The organism is Streptomyces sp. NPDC058697, from assembly GCF_042715345.1.
GTDB lineage: Bacteria > Actinomycetota > Actinomycetes > Streptomycetales > Streptomycetaceae > Streptomyces > Streptomyces liliifuscus.
In genome coordinates, this window is sequence record NZ_JBHXSU010000020.1 from 17,852 (window position 1) to 40,555 (window position 22,704).

Sequence of the window (22,704 nt, forward strand, 5' to 3'; positions counted from 1 at the left end):
CGGCCGGCACACCGCCCGCCGTCGTCACCGTGTCCGCCGCCGCGCTCATCGCGCACGCTCCACGAGCAGTTCGATCGTCCGGCGGACCGCCGCGGCCTGCGCGGGGGCGAAGTCGTCGAGAAAGGCGCGGAAGAAGCTGCCGGTACCGGTCATGTCTGTTCCTTCCAGTCCTGCCAGGTCGAGTTGAGCGAGTCCCATGCCCTCCAGGGCCTCGTCGGGGAGGCAGTCGGCAAGGGCACGGGCGGCCTCCTCGACGCGAGGGTCGGCCGGGTCGACGTCGACGAGCGCGTCGAGTCGGGCGTACGCCTCGTGCGTCCGCTCCAGGGTGCCGGGCACGTCCGCGGTGGCGCGCATCGCGGACAGCAGGCGCTCGCGGTCCTCCGGGGCCGCGACCGTTTCCAGGAACGCGATCATTTCGCGGTCCTTGGCGGCCATCGCCGGTTCCGGGTCCCGGGTCAACTCGCCGAAGATCGCGGCCAGTTCGGGAGACACGGGTCCTTCGGCGGGCACTCCGCCCCCGTCCAGCAGGGCGCGCAGCCGCAGCCGCCGCTCCCGGATCGCCGCCTCCTGGCGCGCCAGATCGTCGTCGAGCTCGGCGAGCACCTCGGCGAGATCGCGGCCCGCGTCGTCCGCGAGGGCGTCCCGCACCTCGGCGAGACCGAGCCCCAGCTCGGTCAGCCGTTTGATCCGGGCGAGCACGACCGCGTGCCGCAGGCCGTAGTCGCGGTAGCCGTTGGAGCGCCGCTCGGGTTCGGGCAGCAGCCCGAGGTGGTGGTAGTGCCGGACGGTCCGCGTCGTGACGCCGACGGTCGCGGCGAGTTCTCCGATCCGCATGCCCTCAGTAGAAACGTTGACGTTGCGGCAAGGTCAAGTGGCGGCTTTCCCGGCGGGTCGCGGAGTATCCATTGACGGCTAACGATGTTAGCCGTACGGTCGTGGCTAACGACGTTAGCCAACTGTCCGAGGCCGACCCGCCACACGGCCCGACCGCCCAGCCTCAGGAGGCAGCAATGAGCACGATGAGCAGGATCGCCGCGCATGGCCCCGCTGACACGGTCGACACTGCGGACGCCGCCGCCGCGGACGCCGCACCCCGAGGCCGCCACGCCCTCCCGGTCGCACGCCGGACCGCCTGGCTGCTGAACGCACTCTTCTGGTCGGCCTTCGCCGTACTCGAAGCCGTGAACCACGGCTGGCTCGCGGGACTCCTGGCCGTCGTGTTCTTCATAGCGCCAGACCTGACGTTCCTGGTCGGCATCGGCGAAGCGCGGGGGATGGCGAAGGGCCGCCTCCAGCCCCGCGCGGTCCCGTACTACAACGCGGCCCACCGCGCGCTCGTCCCGCTCGCCCTGATGACCCTCTACACCGTCGGCCCGCTCACCTGGGCCCCGGCCTTCGCGGCCCTGTGCGGCTGGCTCGCCCACATCTCGTACGATCGCGCCTTCGGCTTTGGCCTGCGGACGAAGGAGGGCTTCCAACGTGACTGACGGGCAGGGCAACCAAGGTGCCGGCGGGCAGGGCACCCGAGTCGCTGACAGGCAGGGCGCTCAGAGCGATCAGGGCGCTCAAGGCAGTGGGCTCGGTGGGCTGTCGCCGCGGGCCCGTTCGATCGTCGCGGCGGCCCGGGCCCTTCTGGAGGAGGCGGGCCCAGCCGCGCTGACGATGCGGGCCCTCGCCGACCACCTGGGCATCAAGGCCCCGTCCCTCTACAAGCACTTCCCCGACAAGTCGGCCGTAGAGGTCGAGCTGATCGCGCAGATGCTCGCGGAGTCCGCGGCGGCCCTGGAGGCTGCCGAGACCCGGGCCCCGGGCTCGATCCCGGCTCTGGCCGAGGCGTATCGCGCGTACGCCCTCGAACACCCCCACCTCTACTGCCTGGCCACCGAGCGCCCGCTGCCCCGCGCCTGCCTCCCGCCGGGCCTTGAGGACCGAGCCGCCGCGCCCCTCGTCCGGGCCTGCGGCGGCGACATGGACCTGGCCAGGGCGACCTGGGCGTTCGCCCACGGGATGGTGATCCTGGAGATCCACGGCCGATTTCCGGACGACGCCGACCTGGCAGGGGCATGGAAGAGGGGCACGCAGGCGTTGCACCCCTGAGGAGGTACGACGCCATGGGGGCACGGGGTGATGGTGAGCGGGCGGGTGGGCTTCGCCAGCCGGGCGGGCTCGGGCAGAGGTCTGGGCTCGGGCAGAGGTCCGGGTCGGGACGGGCAGGTGTGCCAGGGCGGGCGGGTGAGTCAGAGCAGACGGATGTGCCTGGACTGCCACTGCCACTGCCACTGCCACTGCCATTGCCAGGCGGGCCCGGCCGGACGTCTGGGTCCCACGGGACGTCTGGGCCCCACGGGACACCTGGGCTTGGCCGGACGGCCGGGCGCGGAGCGATGGGTGGCCGTGAGCAGACGTCTGGCCGCGAGGTGGTGGCTGGGGGTGAGCCGGTGACTGGGAGCGAGCCGGTGAGTGGCCGTGATCCGGTGAGCGGGCGTGATCCGGTGAGCGGGCGTGGGCGGATGGCGCCCGGCCGCGAGCAGGCCGTCTGGACCCGGGCGACGCTCGGCTGCGGTGGCCGCCCCCTCGACCTCCTCACCGCCCACTTCGACCGTCACCGCTACGCGCCGCACGCCCACGAGGAGTTCACCATCGGCGTCTGCGTCGGCGGCTCCGAGATCATCGACTACCGAGGCGGCCGGATCGAGCCGAGCCCCGGCTCGATAGTCGTTCTCGCGCCCGGCGAGACGCACACCGGCGGCCCGGCGGCATCCGACGGCTACGCCTACCGCGCCCTGTACGCCGAGATCCCCCTGCTCACAGAGGGCACGTACGACATCCCGCACTTCCGCGACCCCCTCCTCGACGACCCCGAACTGGCCGCCGCCCTACGCCTCGCACACACCGAACTGAGCGTCTGCCCGGACCCGTTGGAGGCAGAGTCCCGCATCCCGTGGCTGCTCACGGCCCTGGCCCGCCGCCACTCCTCGGCCCGCCCGGTGTGCGACACGATCCCGGGCGCGAACCGCATAGCAGAGACGGTCCGAGCCCGCCTGGCAGACGAACTCCTCGCCCCACCCTCCCTCTCCGCCCTGGCCGCGGACCTGGACCTGTCCCGCTACCAACTGCTCCGAGCCTTCCGTACGAGCATGGGGATGCCGCCGTACGCCTGGCTGGCCCAGCACCGCGTGAACCGAGCGCGCTGCCTGCTGGAAAAGGGCCACCGCCCCGCAGATGTGGCCGCATTGGTCGGCTTCGCGGACCAGGCGCACCTGACGCGCTGGTTCCGCCGGGTACTGGGCGTGACCCCGGCGGCGTACCGCAACAGCGTTCAAGACACCCGCCGCTGACCAGGCCGAGACTGCGCCCATGACTGCACGCGGCTGGTTTCTGTTCTCCCTGATGGGAGTGCTCTGGGGCATCCCCTACCTGATGATCAAAGTGGCGGTGGACGGTGGCATGTCCGCGTCCATGGTGGTGTTCACACGATGCGCGCTAGGCGCGGCTCTACTCCTCCCCTTCGCAATCCGCCAGGGAAACCTGGTGGGAGTCGTACGGGAACACTGGCGCCCCATGCTGGCTTTCGCCTGCATAGAGATCATCGGCCCTTGGTGGACCCTGACCGATGCCGAACGCCACCTCTCCAGTTCGACGGCGGGGTTGCTTATCGCGGGCGTACCCATCGTCGGCATACTCCTGGCCCGCTACTTCGGAGACACGGAACGCCTGGGCGCCCGCCGCATGGTCGGCCTGGGGCTGGGCCTGGCCGGGGTGGCGGTCCTGACGGCCCCGCACCTGACAGGCGGAAACGCCCGGGCCCTGACGGAGATGCTGGTGACGGTGGTGGGCTACGCGACGGCCCCGCTGATCATGGCCCGCTACCTGAAGCCGGTCCCGACCCTGCAACTGATAGCCCCGTGCCTGCTCCTGGCGGCGCTGGTATACGCCCCGGCGGCGGCCCTGACGCGACCGTCATCGCTCCCATCCCCGTCGGTGCTGGCGTCCCTCTCCGGCCTGGGAGTGATCTGCACGGCGCTGGCCTTCGTGGTCTTCCTGGAACTGATCAGGGAGGCGGGGCCGACGAGGGCGGTGGTCTTCACGTACGTCAACCCGGCGGTGGCGGTGACGGCGGGCGTGCTGTTCCTGGACGAGGAGCTGACGGCGGGAGTGGTGGCGGCGTTCACGCTGATCCTGCTGGGCTCGTTCCTGGCGACGGCGGGGCAGAGGAAGCCGGACGAGCCGCCCGCTGGAGCGGAGCCGGCCGCGGGCCCGGTAGCATGGTCGACACGGCAGACGAGCCGGGCGGACGGCCGCGTGGAGTCTCCTTCGGGGGCGCTTCCCGAGGAACGTCCGGGCTCCACAGGGCAGGGTGGTGGCTAACGGCCACCCGGGGTGACCCGCGGGACAGTGCCACAGAAAACAAACCGCCCAGCGCTTCGGCGCTGGGTAAGGGTGAAACGGTGGTGTAAGAGACCACCAGCGCCTGAGGCGACTCAGGCGGCTAGGTAAACCCCACCCGGAGCAAGGTCAAGAGGAGCGCGGTAACACGCGCTCTGCGCGGACGTTCGAGGGCGGCTCGCCCGAGTCCGCGGGTAGACCGCACGAGGCCGGCGGCAACGCCGACCCTAGATGGATGGCCGTCTCCCCGGCCGCCGCGAGGCAGCCGGGCGACAGAACCCGGCGTACAGCCCGACTCGTCTGCCGCTTGGGGCCCATGACCAGCGTAATTGCAGGTCAGGGCCCCTTCTTCATGAATCGGCGGGCCTAGTCCGACCCCGGTCCGTACCGGTTGAAACCGGACCTCACGGCTACGAACGTAGCCACCAAGGTAGCCACGAAGGTAGCCACCCACGCGGCCACTGTGGGCACTCGTCCTGATCACTGGCCTGCAGTGATTCTCCGTGCATTACAGCCCGGCTTGCCTGAAGGTAAGACGCCCTCCACCAGCGGCGGGCTGGTGGAGGGCGTCAGGGGTTTGATGCGGGAAGCCTCGGAGGCGTCACGCGGCGATGAGGGTGGCGGCCGGATTGGGCCGTGCTGTCAGGCCAGCGGCAATGGCCCCGTGCGTCTCGCCGTGGTCCTTGAGGAGGTGGCTGTACGTACGCCGGATCTCCTCGACGGTGTCACCCACCCATGCGGCGACGGTGTGCTCCGGGATCCCGTTCTGGAGGCAGGTTGAGATGAACGTGTGCCGGAGGTCGTGGAAGGTCGGGAGGTTCCCTTCCTTGTCCTTGATGCCCAGTCTCCGCAGGGCGGGTTTCCATAGGTCATCGTTGAAGGTGTTGCGGTTAATCAGGTTGTTGCGCGGCGTCCAGAAGTAGGCGTGTGCTGGACCGCGCTGGCACTCGTTGATCTTGCTCTTGTGCTCCCACAGCACGGTCTCCGTGAGTCGAGCCGGGAAGCATGCTTGGTGCTCCGCCAGAGCCTCCAGGAGGTACGGGGGTGCCGGTACGACCTTCGAGTCAAGGCGCGGGCTCGTTTTGAGTCGGTCTACGAGAAGGCACTTGTAGTCCGTTTCCTTGATTCTCAGCACCTGGCGATGCACGGTCAGTAGGCAGTGGTCCCAGTCGATCACGTCCTCGCATACGGCGAATGCCTCCGCCTGCCGGGCGCCGCACGCGAAACCGAACATGGGGATGAGGCGGTAGCGCTTGGGGAACTCGTCGTAGATCGACCAGCACTCTTCCGGGGTGAAGACGTATGACGTTGATCGACCCACGTACGGGCCGTCGACCTCGTACGTCGGGTTGGAGCCGATCTTCCCGTTCTGGAGCGCATCCTTCATGATCATCTGGAAGACCTTCCAGTGACCGTCCGCAGTGGAGTTGGCGATGTTCTTGTTCGCCTCAAGTTCCTGGACCCAGGCCTCGACCTGGCGCTTCTCGATGGTTCTGAGTCGTTGGTTCCCCCACCGTGGATTGAGGTGCACGCGGACGGCTATCTCGTACTTCTCGATGCTGGCCTCCTTCGCGCGGCGCCTGCTGAGCCAGTCGGCCGCCCACTTCTCGAAGGTGAGGTTCGCTTTGACGGGCTCCGGTGCGACACCGGTAGCCATGCCGTCCAGGATCCCCTGAGCTTGAGCCTGGGTCAGGCCAGGTGAATCGGGAATCGTGGCGCGTGTGCGTTTGCCCTTGCTGTTCGTGACGTTGTGGTACCAGGAGTGGTTACAGCCAGCCTTCTTGGGTCTGTTTTGGTCAGGGCAATCGCACCGCTTGTAGACGGCGGGCTTGTGAGCCACAGGGTGCCTCGCGTGATTGATGTCGGATCTTCGGGGTTGCCCTGGCCAGGGGGAGTTGGGACTCTACGTAGGCGCAGCCCTGGCTGGTCAAGCCGTCGAGCAGGGGGTGGGGCGGACGGTGATGCGCCCGCTATTCGCGGCTATAAGTCCCGTACCGGTGTGCAGAATTCACTCCGTACGCGCGTCGAGCCATGCCTCAAAATCGCGCTCGCGTACGCGAAGGATGCGATCGCTGATGCGCACGATGGGGATGTCCCAGCTCTTGTAGTTGTCAAGCAGAGTGCGCTTTGGGAGTTCCATCCGCTCGGCAATCGTCTCGAAACTCAGCAAGGTATTTGAACCACCGCGAGGCATAGTCGTCCTTGTTGATCCGTAGGTGCCCTCCGGCGACCTGATCCGGCCGGATGGAGCCGGTTGCGTCCAGCCCGGCACCGACAAGTACGTCGATCAGCGAAATCTGTTACACCCGCGAGAAGCCCAACGCGTCTGCCGCACGATGAAGTTGCTCCGGTTTGGTGGCGGCAGCGTTCGGTGGCGTCGTTCGGGCCGGCGGCTGAAACTGTGGATGCTGGCGACCTCGTCAGCGGTCTTGGTCGCGCTGCGGCGCGAGGTCTCTCGACGGAATCACCAGCGAGCAACGGTTCGTGTGCGCGGAACTCGCGGCGTGCTGGTTACAAGCGCTGGGGTTCTGGGAACGACGGATCGTGCGGCGTGGGCCGGGAACGCGCTTAGCCTGCTGGGCCGTTCCCTCGCGGTGAACGAGCAGGGCACCGCGGCGACGTTCGACACAAATATGCTGCTGGCAAGCCGATGCATTCCGTAAAGGATTGGTTATGCTGCCTCAGCGCCGCATCGGAACGTGATCGTCCATTGGTGGGGAGACCGTGACGGTACGCCCGAGTGAGGCGCTGTAGCTGACAACCGCAGCACCGGCTTGGGGGATAGCACGCCGTGACCGACATTCTGGAGGCTCTGGTTGGACGCGCCGCAGCAGGCGGGGACGACGGAGCCGACGCCATCGCGGCGTTATACGACAGGCTCAACGGCACCGTGTACAACTGGGTGCGGTTCTACATCCGCGACGGACACGTCGCTGAGGACCTGAGCCAGGAAGTATGGCTGAAGGTCGCCCAGAACATCAGCAAGTACCGACCAGGCACGAACCTGTTGGGCTGGCTGCGCGCGATCACAAAGAACACTGCGCTCGACTACCTGCGCTCTGTACAGCGGCGCCCATCGGAAGCGCTGTACGCCGATCACCTCGAACTCGACCAGCCGCGCGTCGACCAGGGCCCGGAGGAGTACGCCGAAAGGCGTGTACTGGCCCAAGCTGTTGCAGCCCAGTTGAAGAAGCTGCGGCCCCAGCAACGGCAGGTCCTGATCCTGCGGTTCTTCGACGGTCTAAGTCCCGCGCAGGCTGCGGAGATCATGGGGAAGTCGGACGGCGCTGTCCGTACATTGACGGTACGGTCACTGCGCAAGCTCGCCGAGGTCATGCCGGCTGGGGAGTCGTCCTCCCAGTTGGTCGAAGAACTGCTGACGGCGGCAGTGGGTAGAAATAGAGTCGTTGCACCACGGGCAGAGACACGAGAAGCGAGGGCGCATGTCGCGACGCGCTGACCAGAGCGAGAGCGTGGAGCGGGCGCTGGACGGCGGGCCCATACCTCACGATGAGGACACCCGCCAGATGTTGGCTGCCGCGGGAGCGCTGCAGCCCGGCTACCGACGCACCCCTGCGGCGGTGAGTGCGACCAGGGAAGCGATGCTCCGCGCCTACAGGCACGCCCAGAATCCGCCGGAAACCCGCGCGGACGCCGGTTCAGAGGACGGCCTGGACGAGCTGGAGATGCACCGCGAGGAGATCGAACTGCCCGACGGTGCTCACGTCGTCCTCAGTGACATCGAAGACATCACGCCCGAGCGTGCCGAGAAGATGGCTGCTCACATTGCCCGCGCCCTGGAGAGCAAGGAAAGGGACCGGCAGAGTTGAGCAGCGCTTTAGCTGGCGGCCGCGGCATTGAGGAGTGGCCGTGACCGAGCCGCAGCCCCGCGTCCAGATCCGCATCCTGACCCCCAAGGACGAGGACTACGCGGACCTCACCGACGTGGGCCTAGTCAACATCGGAGGCGAGCGCCACCTGTTCCTGAAGCTCCAGAGCTTCGACTCGGCCGTTCGGCAGGTGCGTTCTGCACTGCCGGATCTTTCCCTGGAGCAGGTTGAGCGCCTTTTGCGCGAGCACTCGGAGTTCAAGGACTTCGAGGAGCTGCTGGGCACGGTTGAGCCGGCTGCGCCGGTGGTCATCGCCCCCATGCCTGACGAACCTCCCCAGCCCGTGCGTCCGCGCAGGCGTGCGAAGAGGTGGGTAGTGGCCGCTGCACTGGTCCCCGCGCTCGTGGGGAGTTGGGCGCTGGGCTACGTCACCGCCGGCAGCCCCTTGGGAACTTCAGCGAGTGCACCGGACCCGAGCCCCACCGACGCTGGGGGTGCGAAGCCTGCGGCGAAGCCTTTCGTCGAACCGGAGTTCCGCGGCTTCTCCAAGGCCGGGCGGATCGATTGCAAGCCGATCGCAGACCTGGTGGCGGAGTGCACTGACGCGGACGGCATGGTGATGTCGAGTAAGGCGGCCACGGGGCCGGACAGCACGATCTTTGTGTTCTCGTACGGTTCCGAGCGCATCGGATTGAGGATCTTCGGTGACGCGGACTATGCCGAGACATGGGCGCGGCAGGACGGCACGATCGAGTTGTACCCCAACCTCTCCCGCTCCGGGCGGTACGTGCTGTGGGGCACGGACGAACAGCGGTTGTCGGAGTACACGGACGTGCTTCGTGCAGAGGAGACCCGCCGGTCGTCGAACCCGAGGATGAGGGGTGCGTCGACGCCGCTTCCGCCTCGTCTGGCCGCGCTCACGCTGGGCACGTTGGGGCTGAACGAGCAGGACGTCGAGGCCTTCCTGTACTCGCGGCACGGCCTGCAGATCGACGAGCCTGTCCTCCTGGCTGCACAGGCAGTTCTCGGCGTCGGGACCAGCGACGCGCCGTCTACGGGCGGCGACGACATCGTGGCGATCGCCGTCGGTCTCGATCGGCCGCCTGTGGTCCCCCCGTTCGAGCCCACGATGGATATGGACCTCCCTGTGGTGCCCATCGTGGACCGGGGCACTCCTTCCACGCCGCCCGCAGGCCCCGAAGCGACGCAGCCGCCGACGACATCGCCGACTCGTGCGCCTGAGCCGGTCGCGGAAGCCCCCCAGGCCGAGCAGCCGACGTCGGCACCTGCTCCGGTCGAGCCAACAGCACCGGAACAGTCCACGCCTCCAGTGATTTCGCCCCCCGAGCCGTCGACGCTCCCGGCTTCCGATCCAGTCGAGGAGACGCCCGCTACCCCGGAGACACCTGCTTCGGGCGAGTCTGCTCCCGACGACGGCTCCGACCCGGTTGAAGGAACTCCGCCCGCCCCGGAGAGCCCGGCGGCGTTCCGTGAGGGTTCCGCCCCAGTGGAGGAGACCCCGGCCCCTGTGGATCTGGCGACAGACACCGCGGCTCCCACCGAAGAGTCGACCCTGGTGGACGCGGCGGACCCAGGCTTGGAGCAGAGCGGGGACGACCTGCTGATCCTGGACTCGGCCTGGACGGTCGCGACCGCCTGAGCAACCAGAAGGGGGCCCGGACATCGGTCCGGGCCCCCTTCTGCGTGAACGGGTCAGAACGGCGGCCCGTCCCCGTGCGTTGCGGACCACGGGTCGTCGGATGCGGGACGGTCCTGTGCCGCGGCATGGCGCGGCGCGCTGCCCCCTATCTTGGTGACCTTCGCGGTGGCGTTGCGGAGGCTGGCACCGACCTCCTCGACGTCCAGCTCGTAGACCGTGCGCTTGACGCCCTCACGGTCCTCGTAGGAGCGCTGCTTGAGGCGCCCCTGGACGATGACACGCATGCCCCGTGTCAGGGACTCGGCAACATTTTCGGCCGCCTGCCGCCACACGGCGCAGGTCAGGAACAGGCTCTCGCCGTCCCGCCATTCGTTGGTCTGTCGGTCAAAGGTGCGGGGCGTGGAGGCGACGCGGAACTTGGCCACCGCGGCGCCGGACGGTGTGAAGCGGAGTTCGGGATCGTCGACCAGGTTGCCGACGACGGTGATGACGGTCTCGCCTGCCACGGACAGGGCCCTTCAGGGTCGGGGCCAGCCCGCGGGTGCGGGCCGGCCTGAGAGGGGTCAGCTGAACAGGCGCTTCCAGGTCTCGGGACCTGGAAGACCGTCGGCGCTGGAGCCGGTCCAGCCCTGGGCGCGCTGGAAGGACTGGACGTTCTTGCGGTCCGCCTCAGACCACTTCGGGCCCGGACCCTGGGTGTAGAACGTGCCGAAGCCCTTCCGAACGAGCTGCTGCCCGAGCATGGTGATGCTGGAGTTGTTCTTGCCGGGGCCGAACTTGTCCGTGCCTGGGAACGGGGGCGCCGGCTTGGCCGTGACCTTGGACGGCAGGGTGCCCAGCAGCTTCCTGAGGGACGACTCGCCGGGGACACCGTCGGCCGCGTTGCCGCTGTAGCCGAGGGACTTCTGAAAGTCGGCGTAGTTCTTGGTGTCGGCGTCCGTCCACACGGGGCCGGGGCCGCTCGTGTAGTTCTCGCCGAACCCCTTCTCCACCAGTGCCTTGCCTACCTTGGTGATGTGGTCGCCCTGGGCGCCGTAGCCGTAGACGAGGCCGTTGATCGTGACCTGGTATCGGGCCGCCCCGGCGCCGGAGCCGCCGCCTGGGAGAGAGCCGCCAGGGTTCGGGGCTGGCTCGTAGTCGCCCGCGGGCATGCCCGCCTTCACCCAGGCGTACAGCTTCGTGCCGGGGCAGGCCGTCGCGATCCCGTCCCGGTGGCCGCGCTTGGACAGGGTGCGGCCGGACTTGTGGCACGCCTGCTCGTACAGCCAGCGGCACGCGGCCAGGGCCTTGTCACTGGGCGTCTGGTCGCCGCCGATAGCGATCTGGACGCCGATTCCGCTGACGTTGTGGTTGGGGCAGTGGGCGCCCTGCAGGCCCCAGCCGCGGCCCTCGTAGATGGTGCCCCGCTGGTCGATTACGAAGTGGTAGCCGACACCGCTCCAGCCCTGGCTCAGGTGCTGGGCCTCGATCGCGCGCATGATCGCGTAGCCGGTTCGGGTGATCGCGGTGCCGCCGTCGTAGTGGACGAAGAACTCGGTACGCGCGCTGAACGGGACGGTGGCCGGGGTGCCGTCCCAGGCCCGAGCGCCCCAAGTGGCGCGGGAGATGATCGTGGTCATGAGTGCTGTGCCCTCCGCTTCGGTGATCAGGGAGGGCACGGTGCAGGGTGCGGACGGTTAACGTCGCGAGCAGGATCACCGAGGCCCGATTGCGAGGTGCGCGGCCACGGCCCCCCCGCTTTCGGTCGCATGAGGGGTATGGCTGTAGGCCAGCCGGTCACGGGTCGACGACCTCTGCGTCGACGACCTCGGCGTCCTCCAGCTCGGGCGGGTACTCAACCGCGAAAAGGGTCCGGTCCAGGCGCTCGGCGAGCGCGCCCAGGTCGACGGGGCCGTCATCCTGGCCGGCCGGGACGTTGCCCAGGCTGTTGATCTCGATCGCGACGTTCGCGTCCTTGCCGTAGTGCTCGCGATGCTGGCGTTCCAGGTACCAGGCATCGGCACGCCAGTCGGGCGGCGTGCGGTCCTCCACGGTCTCCTCGACGATGTCGCCGGTCACGGGGTCTCGGAACTTCCGGGTGGTGACCTTGGTGACGATGCCGCCGTCGGCGACCCGGCGGATATTCATCATGGCGCGGGTGGCCGCCGTGGCGCGGGCGGTGCGGACCTTCTCGTACAGGGCCGCGTACTCCTCCTCGTCCGGGTCCGGTTTGCCGCCTGCCTCGCGGGCCTCGGTCTCGGTGCGGCCGCGGGCCATCCACGCCAGGAAGGTCGAGCGGGAGACCCCTGCCATCTCGGCGGCCAGCTCAACAGCCACCCCGGTACGCGACGCGCCGACGAGGCGCGCCTCGACCTCGTCGGAGAGCAGGCGTGGGCGACCGCTACGACTCTGCGGCCGGCGTGCCTTGCGTCGGGTGGGCATGGTGTTCCTCGAAAGGGCGGGTCAGCGTCCGGACGTGAAGTGGTGCCCGCAGGCCGGGCAGGTCGTTTGCGGTGCGCGGCCCTCGTCGTCGGGGCTGAGTTCGCTGCTGCGCTCGCGGTCTTCGGGAAGGTGCAGCAGGGGCGTCTCGTCCTCGCGGCCGCCGCTGGGCAGGGTCTCGGGGTCGACCTGGCCGAGCATCTTGTCGATCTCGTCGTGGGGGATGGCCAGAGAGTCGAACAGCTCCGCCTCGTTCGTCGCCAGGTCCTCAAGGACCTCGGCGAGCTCGCGCGGGTCCCACCCGCCCTCACCTGGCAGGCGGTTCAGCTTGATGGCCAGAGCCTCGGCGTCGGCGTCGTTCTTCGACGGCCAGCCGCGGAGGATGGGGACGAGCCAGCCGCCGTCCTCGTCGATGACGATGCCGCTGGGTACGCGCATGCCGCGGGTCTGCATCTCGATTAGGGCCTCCCGGCGGCCGTGGCCGTGGAGAGTCTGCTGGGTGCGTTCGTCGACGACCGGGATCTCGACCAGGCCGTGCATGTCGATGGACGCGATGATGAGTTCGAGCTCGTGGCGCTTCGGGTTACGGGGCGCCGGCTTCAGGTCGGTGAGCGGCACGTAGGCGATGAAGCGCGGCGGCCTGGCGATCGTCTCGGTCACGGCTGGTGCGGTCCTCTCCCATGCGTCGGTGTCCCGACGGCGGGAGAGAGCTGCGAGCCCGCGGACTTCAACCGCGGCGCCCTGCCTCGCAAGCAGGGCGATGCCGTCATGGCCGGCCCTCACCTACCGTCGGGCCGGGGACGCCCTCGTTCCGGTTGGGGCGGACCCGGGGCCCCGCGGCTTTCGGTGACGTCACCGAAAGATGCCGAGCCGCGAGGAAGGTAGATCGGGGCGCCGTTTGTGTCGCGCGCCCCACAAGGTGTTTCCCTGGGTGTATTATTCGGAGTGGCTGGGAGAGCAACTCAGCTACCTGGGTCTAGGTGTAACAAATTTCGGCCGGTGACGTACCTCCGTGCGACGCCCCGAAGACACCCAGCCCGGGACAACCAGAATCCTGGGCCATGGCGTCCGGGGAAGAGAGGGACACAGATGTCGAACGACGTCGCCGACGGCACCCAGGCCGAGGAGTCGACCACGCTCCCCCTGTACTCCCTCGGGCTCATCGGTGCGCTCGCACGCGCCATGCAGGAGCACCAGAACGACGTCATCAAGCCGCGTAAGGACGCCCCGAAGGAACCCCTCATCGAGGACTTCCTCAAGGACAACCGGTCGGACTACGTCATCAAGGTGCGCGGTGAGGAGGTAGGCCACTACAAGGTAGCCACCACCAACGACCGGTTCGAGGTCGAGGACGAGGCCGCGTTCGATACGTTCGCCGAGGAGAAGGACGAATACGAAATCGTCTTCGTGCGCAGGAAGTCGTTTGAGGACACAGTCCTCAAGCACGCGCATCGTGACCCGGAAACGGGCACCATCGTGGACTCGCGCAACGGCGAGATCATCCCCGGGATCCGGTTCGTGCCGGGCGGCAAGCCCACCGGCACCGTCACCTTCACCTGGAAGAAGTTCAAAGGCAAGGCGATCGGCAAGGGCGTACTGCTCGCCGCGTATCGGAGCGGTGAACTCGACGAGTTGCTGCGGGAGACGCCGGAGCTGCTGCCCAAGGCGCAGCCCGGCGCGAGCGCTGAGTGACACCGACCGCTTGGGCCCGGCACCCTGCGGCCGGGCCTCTCTCCCTGGGGACCAGCACTATGACCGCCACCCGGAAGCTCTCCGACCGCGCGCACCGCATCGTTTTCAAACTCGCCCTGCATGACGGCGAGTGGGTCGCCGTCGAAGCCATCTACACCTACCTCGGGCTGAACTCGCACCAGGTGCGCAGTTCCCTGAACGAGCTGATCTCTGCGGGCATGGCCGAGAGGACGCGGCGCCCCGCCCGCTCTGACACCGGTTGCGGCCGCACGCACCGAACCTGTTTCCGTCTGACCGACGAAGCCCCGAGCGAGGCCTCCGTATGAGCCGCCTGTCCGACTCCACGGGCGCCCGCATCGACCGGCCCCACTTCGTCATCGTGGGGTCGCCCACCGTCCGCAACCCCCGTCTGAGCTACCGGGCGCTCGGCTTGCTGACCTACCTCCTGGACCAGAAAGAGGGGTGGGTGGTCCGCTCCGAACAGCTCTGCCAGGGCGAAGGACGCGAGGGACGCGCAGCCGTTCGTACAGCTCTTCGCGAGCTGGCTGCGGAAGGGCACTACCGTCTTGAACGACGCCACTTGCTCAACGGGAAGATGGTCATGGGGACGGCCATCAGTGAGGCCTCCAAAGCACAGTGGGTCAAGGACCGCGAACTGTTCAGCAGTACGAACGACCCCGCGGTCCCCGTCGTCCAGCAGCAGGACGGCACGTTCCTTGTGCAGTACCCCGATGGCACGTTCGGCCCCGACGGATTTGAGCTGGCCTCCGACGAGGAGGCACCCCTCGCAGACCCTGAGCCGGAACGGGATGAGGTGCAGGAAGCGGAGCCTGAGGACGAGGAAGTGCCGTCGGCCGAGCCGCCGAAGCCCTCTGCTGGCACTCGACGCCCCCGCCGGACCTCCGCGCAGAAGGCTGCCGACGACGCGGAAAAGGAGGCTGCGGCCGCGAAGAAGGCGAAGAAGAAGGCGGCCCTGGATGCCGCCGCTGAGAAGGTGGCGAAGTGGTGGTGGGAAGACGCTGAGAAGTACCTCGGCATGTACGTCGGTAGGAACAACGGCTACGTGGCCATGCGCAACATGGTGAAGAAGGCCCTTGAGGCGGGTTACACCCAACGGCAGTGCGCGGACGCCCTCCGGACGGCGCGTAAGCACCTGCCCAGCGCGCAGCAGTGGCAGACGGCCCTCGGTGTCGCGACGAACCACATCATCCCGAGCCAGTCCAACGGGCGCGTGCCGTACAGCGACAAGGCCACATGGGGCGATCACAGTGAAGCGCCGCCGTCCACGCCCGAGGGCACCCCCAGCGCGTCCGCCGACGACTCAGACGACGCCACGTTCGGCGTCATCGCACGACCGTAAGGAGCGCCCTGATGTCGGTCACCACGGACAGCGCTCATGCCGCCCCCGCGCGCGGGATGAACCCCCTCGGCGACCTGAGCGAGCACATCGTCAGGGTGCTGGAGAAGAACGGGGCGGACATATCGAAGCTCGGCGTGCCGCCCCAGCCCGAACCGACGGACGGGCTCTGGGAGGACGTGTCGGTGCCGCAGGCCCGCGCACGGTTGAACATGTGGAAGAACAGCATCGAGGACGCAGCGCAGAACGAGTACCTGGCGTTCCGGTTCAGCCATCTCGACGACAACCAGAAGCCGAACACCCTGCGGGGATGGCTCGACTCCCTGGTCGAGGCGAAGAAGCTGGGCGCCCGCCCGACGGTCCTGAACATGCTCATGCCGGGACCTATCGGCAGCGGGAAGAGTGCCGCGTTGAGCGCGCTCGGCAACGAGGCCGCGGAGCGCGGACTGTGGACCCTGTACGTGAAACACACGGCGTACCTGACGTGGCGTCGCCCCGACTCCGCGCCGCACAACATGAAGGCCTGGGAGGTCCGCAAACGGTTCGTCGAGTGCGATCTGCTGACCCTCGACGAGCTGTGCGGCGAGATGGACGTCACGGCCACCGAGTTCGCGCGGCGGGAGACCATCGACCTGATCGACGCCCGCATCTCGGCCGGGCGGCCTACCGCGTACACCACGAACCTGCGCAGCCGTCGACAGGCGGGAAGCCAGGCGATGGGCGTAGTCGACATCCTGGGGGAGCGACTGCTGTCCCGGCTTGAGTCCTCGGCGCACCTGGCGAAGATCGTGGGCCCGGACCGGCGGAAGCCTGCGCAGCCCCTCGACTGGTGATCCCGAGGCGCCGAATCACCCTGTACGCCCGCGTTGCTGACGGGGAGTGGACATCGATAAAGGCACAGGAGATGGAAGACGCTATATCGTTTGGTCGACCCGGAAGGCCATGAGCATAAACCGACCGGGGAGACCCGAACGAGAGGAAAGGCGTCTTGAAGCTGTACCCCCGTACCCGCAAGCGCGGCGAACCGCAGACTCCCGTCGACCCCGAGCCGAAGAACTCCACCGACTCCGGCGTCCCCCCGCTCAGCACCTGGGAGCGCCGCGGCGTCGAGCTGACCGCACTGGGCGGTGTCGGCGTCGGAGGCCTCGGCTTCTACGCATCGTTCGACGCCGTGTCCGCCAAGGCCTTGGAGTGGGGCTTTGACGAGCCGTGGGTTCTTCCCACCGCCATCGACTCCGCTATCCCCGTGTTCACGGGTGCGTACCTGTTCCTCATCCGTATGGACATGGGCCTCTGGTGGGCGCGCCTCGTCCCCTGGGTGCTGAGCCTGATCACCTGCGCCCTGAACGTCGCCGCCGGCAACTCCCTGTGGTCGAAGGTCGCGCACGGCGCCATGTCTCTTCTGTGGGTGGGTGTCTCCGAGATCGCCGCGCACACCTACGCGGTCCGGATCGGCGCGGCCACAGGCCGTCGCCGTCGCCGGATGGACAAAGTCCGGTGGTCCCGGTGGATGCTCTCCCCGCTCCCCACCTTCCTGTTGTGGCGGCGCATGAAGCTGTGGGAGCTGGTCTCGTACGACGAGGTCCTCAAGCTCGAAGAGGAGCGGCTCATCTACCAGGCTCAGCTCCGGGCTCGGTTCGGGAGGGCCTGGCGCAGGAAGGCGCCCGTCCAGGCGCTGCTCCCGCTCCAGCTCGCCCGTACCGGCATCCCCCTCCAGGAGACGGCCGCTGCCGGTCTCCTTGCCGCTGGCATCGAGGACTTCGGCATCTTTGCCCTCCCGGCGGCCGCACCGGTCGAGGAGCAGAAGCTTCCTGCTCCCGGCAGGGCGGCGCCCCGCCTTCCGGCCCCGACCCCGGTGCCGGCGGTGCCCGCGACGGTCAGCAAGCCGCGCCCGATCACGGCAACCGTGCCCCCGCAGTCACCGGCGCAGTGGATCATCCCGGGGTGGAACACCGAAGATGAGCTGTACGAGATCATCAAGGATGTTCTCGACAGCGGCCGTCGGGAGGTGTTCGAGCCGGGTGGCCCGTTGACTGGCGTCGAGATCGCGAGAGTGATGGGGCAGAGCGAAGGCAACGGGCGCAAGGTACGTGGGCGCCTGATCAAGACGTACGCGGCCGAGCGTGGCGTCGCCCTCCCTCCGCGAACGACCATTGGCCAGGTCTTCGTCGCGTTCGCCCACCCGATGGCGGCAGTCAGTCCGTAAGGCATCCTGCCCCCTACCCGTACCGAAGCGGCGGGCCCCCGGAACCTGGGGTGCCCGCCGCCTGCACGATCGGACCCACTCATGACACCGGAGATCCTGGCCCGGATCGCCACCGCTCGCGCCGCCCGCGATCTGTCCGACCTCGCCCGGCAGTTCTTCGCGACCACCGCACGGCCCAGCAGCCCCACCGAGCGCATCCGCAGTGCCCGCGAGCTGCGCGAGTTGGTCAACCAGCTCGTCGACCTGACCGTGCTTGCCGAAGCATTCGGCGGTGCGACGTGGGAAGAGATCAGCACTGCACTCAGCCGGCAGGACCCGGGCACCGTGGCACGCGAGTTCGCTGCCGACATCGCCGAGTGGGGCGGGCAGTCCGAAGAGGATTTGCAGCTCGGGGCCGCCGGATACGAAGCCCTCGACGAGTGGTGGGCCCGGCACCGGGAGGACCTCGATCCCGAGGTCTCAACTCCAGTCGCTGATCTGCTCAACCGGCATTGAGCTACCCCGTCGAGTGGGTAGAATAGTAAGCCGATGGCAACGGTGAGAGGTTAAGGCCTCCGCCGTTGCATCCTCCGCGGGCGAGCAACCCGGGGAACCAATGAAGTAGAGGAACACCAGATGCCTGGTATCACCGCGCCTCAGCGTGCGCGTACGTCCCGGAGGCCGACCGGTCTGCCGAACCCTCCGATGATCCTGCTGTGCGGACCGGAGAAGTGCGGCAAGAGCTATGAGGCCGTCCTCGGGACCGCCACCGACCTGGTCGGCATGACGTACTGGATTGAGATCGGCGGGTCCGAAGGCACCGCGGACTACTACGGGCGTATCCCGGGCGCCCGCTACGAGATTGTCGAGCACAACGGCGCCTATCAGGACATCCTCGACGCGGTGCGGTGGGCTATTGCTCAGCCTCAAATCGACGGCAAGCCCAACATGATCGTGGTGGACAACGGTACGAACTTCTGGGACATGATCAGCGATGAGCAGGCGCTGTTCGCGCGACGGCGGGCCGTCCGCAAGGCACAGGAGAACAGACGTCGCACGCCTACCCTGGACGAACCGGTCGTCATCGATCACGACCTGTGGAACCGTGCCAAGGACCGGTGGGGAGAGTTCCTGTGGTTGCTCAGGCGGCACTCTGGCCCCGTGATCATCATCGCCCGCCAGGAAGTCGTCACCGCATTCGAGAACGACAAGCCGACCCGGGACAAGACGCGAAAGGTCAAGGCCGAGAGGAACCTCCCGGCTGCGGTCGACGCCATCGTCGAACTACACACCCTCGGCGAGGCGTACCTCACCGGTGTGCGCACCCTGCACTGGGAAGTGAAGCCGGGCGAGACCATCCGGTTCGACGATTTCAGCATCGACACCCTCTTGCGCCGTCTCGGTTTCCACGAGGCAGCCCCTACTCGACAGGTCACCGAGACGCGGCCGGAGGCATACCTGGACGAGCAGCAGATGCCGGAGCAGCACCCCCAGCAACAGCAGCAGCGGCCGAATCAAGCACCGCGACAGCAACAAGGACAGGGGGAGGGACAGGCGCCTGCTCAGCAGGGAAGCCAGCGGCCGAAGCTGAACGGTGACCAGGCCGTCGAGCTGATCCGAAGGGCGCTCGTCGATGTGAACGATCCGGAGGCCGCGCTGCAGAACATTCGGGAGGAGTGGGGCGCCGTCACCCTGCAGCAGATCCAGACGCGCACGGACCAGTGGGGCGCGATGAGCGCGGACGACCTGATCACCCGCTCCCTCGCATACGCCAAGGGCCGCGCTGAGTGGAAGAAGCGGCAGCAGGACACCGGGCAGCAGAAGGCGGGGCAGCAGGACACCGGGCAGGAACAGTCCACACCCCCGAGCACTCCTCCGGACCAGGGCCAGCCGGACGGCGCCCGCGAGAACCAGGCGCACGAGAATCTTGAGCCGCCGGGCGATAGCGACGCGCCCCCGCCACCGGACCCCCACGTCGAAGAGCCCCCGACGGGCGAGCGCCCGGAAGATGTCAGCGAGGCCGAGGAGCCCCAGGACGTCCCCGTCGCCACGGCCCCGCGGGCGACCCGCCGGAGCCGGAACGAGGCCCTCGCACTCAAGGCACTGAACACCGAGGCGGAGGTCCAGGCCCGGATCAAGATGATGACCGTGGGTGAACACCTTGGGGCGATCTCTGAGGCAGGCGACCCGCCCATGACTGTGCTCCGGGACTACCTCCAGCAGCACCGGCCCGCGATCATCACTCAGCTCGAACAGGAGGGGCACAAGGAGCTCGCCACCTACTACCGGGACGCGGCGACTGTCGACCCCCAGATCCGGCAGAAGTTCGCCTCGTACTTCGAGGGCGCGCCCGCAGCGAAGTGACGTGAGGTGATGCGCGCCCGGTCCCTCGGGCGCGCTCCTCGACCGCGCCGCGCCCCTTCCTCATCCCCTCAGCACGGCACGCCGGTGCACCTCAGACCCCCTGCGCGCGCCCGGGTGATGGCGCGGCTACTCCGACCGCGCCGATCCGCGCCCGCGCCCTTCCTCGGGCGCGCCTGAGCGCGCCGCGCGCCGTCCAGCACCAGCGCGCTCAGGCGCTCCGATCGGCAGGCGCGCGGCGTGACCGCGCCGCGCCAGCGCCCGGATCGGTGGACCCGCGCCCGCGCCGAGGCATTCGCGCGCAGGCGGCGCGCCATGTGCGCGCCTTTGACCTGCCTATTTGCAGGGCGCGCCGTGTACCCGACACCTGCGCGCCACGGTGGGCGCGGCCTCCTGGTCGTCTACCAGGCGCGCGCTGGCCTGGTGGCGCGCACCCGATGGCGCGGTGGTCCGCGGGCCGGCGGGTACCGCGCCCTGGGCATGACGAAGGGCGCGCCATCGGGCGCGCCCTGGAGGGGGAGAACGATCAACCGGTGGCGCGCCTACTGCGCGCTCTGCCTGGCCGCGCGCCTGAGCGCGCGCCGCTCCCGGCGTGCCTCCGCCGCCTGCTCAAGGGCCCCTCCGCGCTCCTGCCGCAGCAGCTCCGTCAGCTCCTCGGGATGTCGCTCGCCAAGGACCTTGAGCGCCTGCAGCCGAACGTTCGGCTCGCTCGGCATCCGCCCTTGGCGCGCCTCCCCGTGCTGGACGGCGTATCGCAGGAACGCAGCCTCGGACTCCACCCGCCGACGGAACTGCTCGACGCGCTGGTCCCGCGCGTTGCCGCTCTCACCCACAGGCGGCTCGGGCATGAAGCGGGCCGGCTCCTCAATCATGAGGCGGCACAGGCCCGCCGCCCTCCTGGCTACTCTCGGTGAGCGCAACGCGAGGGCCTCCACGTGGGGGGACGTCGGAGCAGGGACCGGTTTGCCGAGGATGAAGTCCGTCCACCGGGCGGCGAACGAGTCGTCGTCCAGAGCAGCCAGTTCCTTCGCGTGCTCGTGGGCCAGGTCGTCGACGACGTCCTCCAGCGGCGGCATCGCGGCCTTGATCGTCTCTAGCCACGGTGCCGTACGGACCCGCTGCTGCTTCCTGGTCTCCCCCTCCCGGAGCGGGTTGTAGGACTTCGCCCGCTGAATGGCGGTCCTGAGGGCCTGAAGCGTGCGGGGGGCGAGGCGAGGATCGCGGAGGGCGGCGCCCTGGAGTTCCCGCGGCGTGCTGCTCGTGGCGTACTCAACGACGCTGTTCATGAAGGCGTCGGACCCCATCGCGGACAGGTGCTGGATCTCGGCCGCAACCTTCTGTGCATCGGCCATCTGCGTGTTCCTCCGCTTCGGGTGTGACCCGTGCTCTCGGGCCTTATGCCGTGCTGTGCCTGATGAGACAGGACGAGGTGGCCGTACTGGGCGCGTACGCGGAGATGCGTGTGCCGGATCATCGTAGGAGCAGCCACTCCCCGGCCCCGAGTGCTCTACACGCACCCGGTTACTCGATCCCATTTGGCCAGGTAACCAACGGGTGAGAGGAACACCTCAGCTCTTACGAGCGGGGTGGTCTTGTACCCATGAACCCTGGACCGGAATCTCGAACGCATTTTGCGCGGCAGCGGTACGGCCACCTCGTTGCGAATGGTACCCGCCGACTCAGGCCAGCCGTGCCCTGTGGGCCCTATTCAGCCTGCTGGGGTGGCTTATTGGTGGTGATTGCCTCGATCATCGGGGCGAGCTTGCTGGGCTTCCACAGCAGGTCATATGACGTCTGTGAGGCGCCAAGAACGCCCAGGAGCGTCGCGGCCGTGGGGATGCCGTGCTGGAACTGAGGCAGGCCGCCGTTGGCCGCCACGGTGGCGACGCCCGCGAGTACCGCGGCGACGACTGCCACGACCTTCTTGTGCTTGGCCGACCAGGCGGGCCGCTGTACGACCGCGGTGAGCAGCGGAAGCACAGAGCCCACCTGGACGCCGGTGGTGAGGGAGTCGAGCGTTGCAGACATGAGTCCGCCCTTCCTGCAGAGGTTGTGTCGGGCAGACCATGGGTGCTGCCGGGGCCTTACGTCGCGTCCTGCTCAACCACTGGGGCCGTCCGTGAGGTCCTCGGCGATCTCTCGTGGCGGGGCGGGAGTGGGACGCGCAGAGGCTTTGGCGAGCAGGGCGCGTAGTTGGCGGATGTACTCCACCGCGGCGACCTTCCAGCGCCGCCACTGCCGTTGCTCCTCCTCAAGGCGTTCCACCCGAGTCTCCAACGTGGTCATGCGCTCCACGGTCTGCGCGTTCGTCGCGCGCTGCTGTTCCAGGAGTTGGGTGAAGCCGTTGGTCACGGTCTGGACGGACGTCACGAACGTGGTGGCTTCCGTCGCCGTCGCGTCCGTGTCATTTCTGCGCTTGCTCGTGCGGTACAGCAGCCAGGCGCTCACCAGTACGCCCACCATGCCGAACAGCGGGCTGAGGACAGGCGCCAGAGAGATGAGCCAGTCCATGGCGCGCCTCCTCGGTCGTCAGCGAAAAAGGGATGCGCGGAGCGGAGTCCTGGAAGGCTCTCGGCTCCCCGCAGTCCGGCACGCTGGCCTATCGCGCACGTTTGTGTCCCGCACTGCCTACACCGGCACCAGGTCGGTGATGGGCCGGTCGCACTCGCCGCACCATCCTCGGTAGGTAGGCGGCTCGGCGTTGGCGAAGTAGGTCCCGGTGATCGACTCCCCATTCATCCGGCATGCCTCGGTGCGGCATGTGGCCTTGAGCTTGGTGGACGGGGGAACGTCCTCGTCGACTTGGGCGGTCATG

Annotated in this window: 23 protein-coding genes, 1 other RNA gene and 2 pseudogenes; 15 read left to right on the top strand and 11 right to left on the bottom strand. The window is 68.4% G+C overall.

The window, feature by feature from the left end:
• Positions 1-45: 45 nt before the first annotated feature.
• Positions 46-834, bottom strand: coding sequence for a MerR family transcriptional regulator (locus ACFWXQ_RS34495; RefSeq protein ID WP_383950652.1), 789 nt, complete (start codon positions 832-834; stop codon positions 46-48).
• 176 nt (positions 835-1,010) lie between these two features.
• Between ACFWXQ_RS34495 and ACFWXQ_RS34500 the strand changes: the two genes are divergently transcribed.
• The 5 genes and pseudogenes from ACFWXQ_RS34500 to rnpB all read left to right on the top strand — a co-directional run bounded on the left by ACFWXQ_RS34500 (position 1,011) and on the right by rnpB (position 4,689).
• Positions 1,011-1,487 (top strand): DUF4260 family protein, encoded by a 477-nt coding sequence (locus ACFWXQ_RS34500; RefSeq protein WP_383950655.1) that lies wholly within the window; start codon positions 1,011-1,013, stop codon positions 1,485-1,487.
• A 100-nt stretch (positions 1,488-1,587) separates the two neighbouring features.
• Entirely contained in the window at positions 1,588-2,097 is a 510-nt protein-coding gene (locus tag ACFWXQ_RS34505; protein WP_383950698.1) for a TetR/AcrR family transcriptional regulator, read from the top strand.
• Positions 2,098-2,510: 413 nt separating this feature from the next.
• Positions 2,511-3,338, top strand: a complete 828-nt coding sequence (locus ACFWXQ_RS34510; protein WP_383950701.1) for an AraC family transcriptional regulator — start codon at positions 2,511-2,513, stop codon at positions 3,336-3,338.
• 19 nt (positions 3,339-3,357) lie between these two features.
• A pseudogene (locus ACFWXQ_RS34515) lies at positions 3,358-4,140 on the top strand (DMT family transporter); the annotation flags it as partial.
• A gap of 142 nt (positions 4,141-4,282) precedes the next feature.
• Positions 4,283-4,689: RNase P RNA component class A (rnpB, locus tag ACFWXQ_RS34520), an RNA gene on the top strand.
• A 298-nt stretch (positions 4,690-4,987) separates the two neighbouring features.
• Here rnpB and ACFWXQ_RS34525 read toward each other — a convergent pair.
• Both ACFWXQ_RS34525 and ACFWXQ_RS34530 read right to left on the bottom strand, forming a co-directional pair.
• Complete coding sequence (locus ACFWXQ_RS34525) at positions 4,988-6,043, bottom strand: tyrosine-type recombinase/integrase (protein WP_383950658.1); 1,056 nt, start codon at positions 6,041-6,043, stop codon at positions 4,988-4,990.
• A gap of 351 nt (positions 6,044-6,394) precedes the next feature.
• Positions 6,395-6,526 (bottom strand): hypothetical protein, encoded by a 132-nt coding sequence (locus ACFWXQ_RS34530; protein WP_359841369.1) that lies wholly within the window; start codon positions 6,524-6,526, stop codon positions 6,395-6,397.
• Positions 6,527-7,177: 651 nt separating this feature from the next.
• On the opposite strand from ACFWXQ_RS34530, the gene ACFWXQ_RS34535 reads away from it, so the two are divergent.
• Genes ACFWXQ_RS34535 through ACFWXQ_RS34545 form a run of 3 tightly spaced genes read left to right on the top strand, consistent with a single transcriptional unit; the run spans position 7,178 to position 9,876 of the window.
• The gene (locus ACFWXQ_RS34535; RefSeq protein WP_383950661.1) at positions 7,178-7,846 is read left to right on the top strand and encodes an RNA polymerase sigma factor; all 669 of its coding nucleotides are present in this window, start codon (positions 7,178-7,180) and stop codon (positions 7,844-7,846) included.
• Complete coding sequence (locus ACFWXQ_RS34540; RefSeq protein WP_383950664.1) at positions 7,830-8,216, top strand: hypothetical protein; 387 nt, start codon at positions 7,830-7,832, stop codon at positions 8,214-8,216. The genes ACFWXQ_RS34535 and ACFWXQ_RS34540 overlap by 17 nt, the downstream gene beginning before the upstream one ends.
• Positions 8,217-8,256: 40 nt before the next feature.
• Positions 8,257-9,876, top strand: coding sequence for a hypothetical protein (locus tag ACFWXQ_RS34545; protein ID WP_383950667.1), 1,620 nt, complete (start codon positions 8,257-8,259; stop codon positions 9,874-9,876).
• 140 nt (positions 9,877-10,016) lie between these two features.
• On the opposite strand, the pseudogene ACFWXQ_RS34550 reads toward ACFWXQ_RS34545, so the two are convergent.
• The 4 genes and pseudogenes from ACFWXQ_RS34550 to ACFWXQ_RS34565 form a co-directional block, all read right to left on the bottom strand.
• Positions 10,017-10,382 (bottom strand): annotated as a pseudogene (locus ACFWXQ_RS34550) (single-stranded DNA-binding protein); the annotation flags it as partial.
• 57 nt (positions 10,383-10,439) lie between these two features.
• A complete protein-coding gene (locus ACFWXQ_RS34555) occupies positions 10,440-11,495 on the bottom strand; it encodes a peptidoglycan-binding protein (protein WP_383950670.1) in 1,056 nt (351 codons plus the stop codon).
• Positions 11,496-11,652: 157 nt separating this feature from the next.
• Positions 11,653-12,297 carry a hypothetical protein gene (locus ACFWXQ_RS34560; protein WP_383950673.1) on the bottom strand — a complete coding sequence of 215 codons (645 nt, stop codon included), beginning with the start codon at positions 12,295-12,297 and terminating at the stop codon, positions 11,653-11,655.
• A 21-nt stretch (positions 12,298-12,318) separates the two neighbouring features.
• Positions 12,319-12,954, bottom strand: coding sequence for a ParB N-terminal domain-containing protein (locus ACFWXQ_RS34565; RefSeq protein ID WP_383950676.1), 636 nt, complete (start codon positions 12,952-12,954; stop codon positions 12,319-12,321).
• 429 nt (positions 12,955-13,383) lie between these two features.
• Here ACFWXQ_RS34565 and ACFWXQ_RS34570 point away from each other — a divergent pair, with 429 nt between their 5' ends.
• From ACFWXQ_RS34570 to ACFWXQ_RS34600, 7 genes are all read left to right on the top strand, one after another.
• The gene (locus ACFWXQ_RS34570; RefSeq protein ID WP_383950679.1) at positions 13,384-13,986 is read left to right on the top strand and encodes a hypothetical protein; all 603 of its coding nucleotides are present in this window, start codon (positions 13,384-13,386) and stop codon (positions 13,984-13,986) included.
• Between the two features lie 59 nt (positions 13,987-14,045).
• Complete coding sequence (locus tag ACFWXQ_RS34575) at positions 14,046-14,312, top strand: hypothetical protein (RefSeq protein WP_383950682.1); 267 nt, start codon at positions 14,046-14,048, stop codon at positions 14,310-14,312.
• Positions 14,309-15,346 carry a hypothetical protein gene (locus tag ACFWXQ_RS34580; protein ID WP_383950685.1) on the top strand — a complete coding sequence of 346 codons (1,038 nt, stop codon included), beginning with the start codon at positions 14,309-14,311 and terminating at the stop codon, positions 15,344-15,346. The genes ACFWXQ_RS34575 and ACFWXQ_RS34580 overlap by 4 nt, the downstream gene beginning before the upstream one ends.
• An 11-nt stretch (positions 15,347-15,357) precedes the next feature.
• Positions 15,358-16,176 carry a hypothetical protein gene (locus ACFWXQ_RS34585; RefSeq protein ID WP_383950687.1) on the top strand — a complete coding sequence of 273 codons (819 nt, stop codon included), beginning with the start codon at positions 15,358-15,360 and terminating at the stop codon, positions 16,174-16,176.
• A 155-nt stretch (positions 16,177-16,331) separates the two neighbouring features.
• Positions 16,332-17,549 carry a DUF2637 domain-containing protein gene (locus ACFWXQ_RS34590; protein WP_383950690.1) on the top strand — a complete coding sequence of 406 codons (1,218 nt, stop codon included), beginning with the start codon at positions 16,332-16,334 and terminating at the stop codon, positions 17,547-17,549.
• Positions 17,550-17,630: 81 nt separating this feature from the next.
• Positions 17,631-18,044 carry a hypothetical protein gene (locus ACFWXQ_RS34595; RefSeq protein ID WP_383950693.1) on the top strand — a complete coding sequence of 138 codons (414 nt, stop codon included), beginning with the start codon at positions 17,631-17,633 and terminating at the stop codon, positions 18,042-18,044.
• Between the two features lie 120 nt (positions 18,045-18,164).
• A complete protein-coding gene (locus ACFWXQ_RS34600) occupies positions 18,165-19,892 on the top strand; it encodes a hypothetical protein (protein ID WP_383950695.1) in 1,728 nt (575 codons plus the stop codon).
• A 539-nt stretch (positions 19,893-20,431) separates the two neighbouring features.
• On the opposite strand, the gene ACFWXQ_RS34605 is transcribed toward ACFWXQ_RS34600, so the two are convergent.
• The 4 genes from ACFWXQ_RS34605 to ACFWXQ_RS34620 all read right to left on the bottom strand — a co-directional run bounded on the left by ACFWXQ_RS34605 (position 20,432) and on the right by ACFWXQ_RS34620 (position 22,703).
• A complete protein-coding gene (locus ACFWXQ_RS34605; protein WP_383943421.1) occupies positions 20,432-21,241 on the bottom strand; it encodes a hypothetical protein in 810 nt (269 codons plus the stop codon).
• Between the two features lie 352 nt (positions 21,242-21,593).
• Positions 21,594-21,917 (bottom strand): hypothetical protein, encoded by a 324-nt coding sequence (locus ACFWXQ_RS34610; RefSeq protein ID WP_359843182.1) that lies wholly within the window; start codon positions 21,915-21,917, stop codon positions 21,594-21,596.
• A 72-nt stretch (positions 21,918-21,989) separates the two neighbouring features.
• A complete protein-coding gene (locus ACFWXQ_RS34615; RefSeq protein ID WP_383943418.1) occupies positions 21,990-22,400 on the bottom strand; it encodes a hypothetical protein in 411 nt (136 codons plus the stop codon).
• A 117-nt stretch (positions 22,401-22,517) separates the two neighbouring features.
• Positions 22,518-22,703, bottom strand: a complete 186-nt coding sequence (locus ACFWXQ_RS34620) for a hypothetical protein (RefSeq protein ID WP_383943415.1) — start codon at positions 22,701-22,703, stop codon at positions 22,518-22,520.
• Position 22,704 lies beyond the last annotated feature (1 nt).

Excerpts from the sequence above, each read along its gene's own strand:
- ACFWXQ_RS34495 (WP_383950652.1), bottom strand. The coding sequence starts at position 834 with ATGCGGATCGGAGAACTCGCCGCGACCGTCGGCGTCACGACGCGGACC.
- ACFWXQ_RS34500 (WP_383950655.1), top strand. The coding sequence starts at position 1,011 with ATGAGCACGATGAGCAGGATCGCCGCGCATGGCCCCGCTGACACGGTC.
- ACFWXQ_RS34510 (WP_383950701.1), top strand. The coding sequence starts at position 2,511 with ATGGCGCCCGGCCGCGAGCAGGCCGTCTGGACCCGGGCGACGCTCGGC.
- ACFWXQ_RS34525 (WP_383950658.1), bottom strand. The coding sequence starts at position 6,043 with ATGGCTACCGGTGTCGCACCGGAGCCCGTCAAAGCGAACCTCACCTTC.
- ACFWXQ_RS34530 (WP_359841369.1), bottom strand. The coding sequence starts at position 6,526 with ATGGAACTCCCAAAGCGCACTCTGCTTGACAACTACAAGAGCTGGGAC.
- ACFWXQ_RS34540 (WP_383950664.1), top strand. The coding sequence starts at position 7,830 with ATGTCGCGACGCGCTGACCAGAGCGAGAGCGTGGAGCGGGCGCTGGAC.
- ACFWXQ_RS34555 (WP_383950670.1), bottom strand. The coding sequence starts at position 11,495 with ATGACCACGATCATCTCCCGCGCCACTTGGGGCGCTCGGGCCTGGGAC.
- ACFWXQ_RS34560 (WP_383950673.1), bottom strand. The coding sequence starts at position 12,297 with ATGCCCACCCGACGCAAGGCACGCCGGCCGCAGAGTCGTAGCGGTCGC.
- ACFWXQ_RS34570 (WP_383950679.1), top strand. The coding sequence starts at position 13,384 with ATGTCGAACGACGTCGCCGACGGCACCCAGGCCGAGGAGTCGACCACG.
- ACFWXQ_RS34575 (WP_383950682.1), top strand. The coding sequence starts at position 14,046 with ATGACCGCCACCCGGAAGCTCTCCGACCGCGCGCACCGCATCGTTTTC.
- ACFWXQ_RS34580 (WP_383950685.1), top strand. The coding sequence starts at position 14,309 with ATGAGCCGCCTGTCCGACTCCACGGGCGCCCGCATCGACCGGCCCCAC.
- ACFWXQ_RS34585 (WP_383950687.1), top strand. The coding sequence starts at position 15,358 with ATGTCGGTCACCACGGACAGCGCTCATGCCGCCCCCGCGCGCGGGATG.
- ACFWXQ_RS34595 (WP_383950693.1), top strand. The coding sequence starts at position 17,631 with ATGACACCGGAGATCCTGGCCCGGATCGCCACCGCTCGCGCCGCCCGC.
- ACFWXQ_RS34600 (WP_383950695.1), top strand. The coding sequence starts at position 18,165 with ATGCCTGGTATCACCGCGCCTCAGCGTGCGCGTACGTCCCGGAGGCCG.
- ACFWXQ_RS34605 (WP_383943421.1), bottom strand. The coding sequence starts at position 21,241 with ATGGCCGATGCACAGAAGGTTGCGGCCGAGATCCAGCACCTGTCCGCG.
- ACFWXQ_RS34610 (WP_359843182.1), bottom strand. The coding sequence starts at position 21,917 with ATGTCTGCAACGCTCGACTCCCTCACCACCGGCGTCCAGGTGGGCTCT.
- ACFWXQ_RS34615 (WP_383943418.1), bottom strand. The coding sequence starts at position 22,400 with ATGGACTGGCTCATCTCTCTGGCGCCTGTCCTCAGCCCGCTGTTCGGC.
- ACFWXQ_RS34620 (WP_383943415.1), bottom strand. The coding sequence starts at position 22,703 with ATGACCGCCCAAGTCGACGAGGACGTTCCCCCGTCCACCAAGCTCAAG.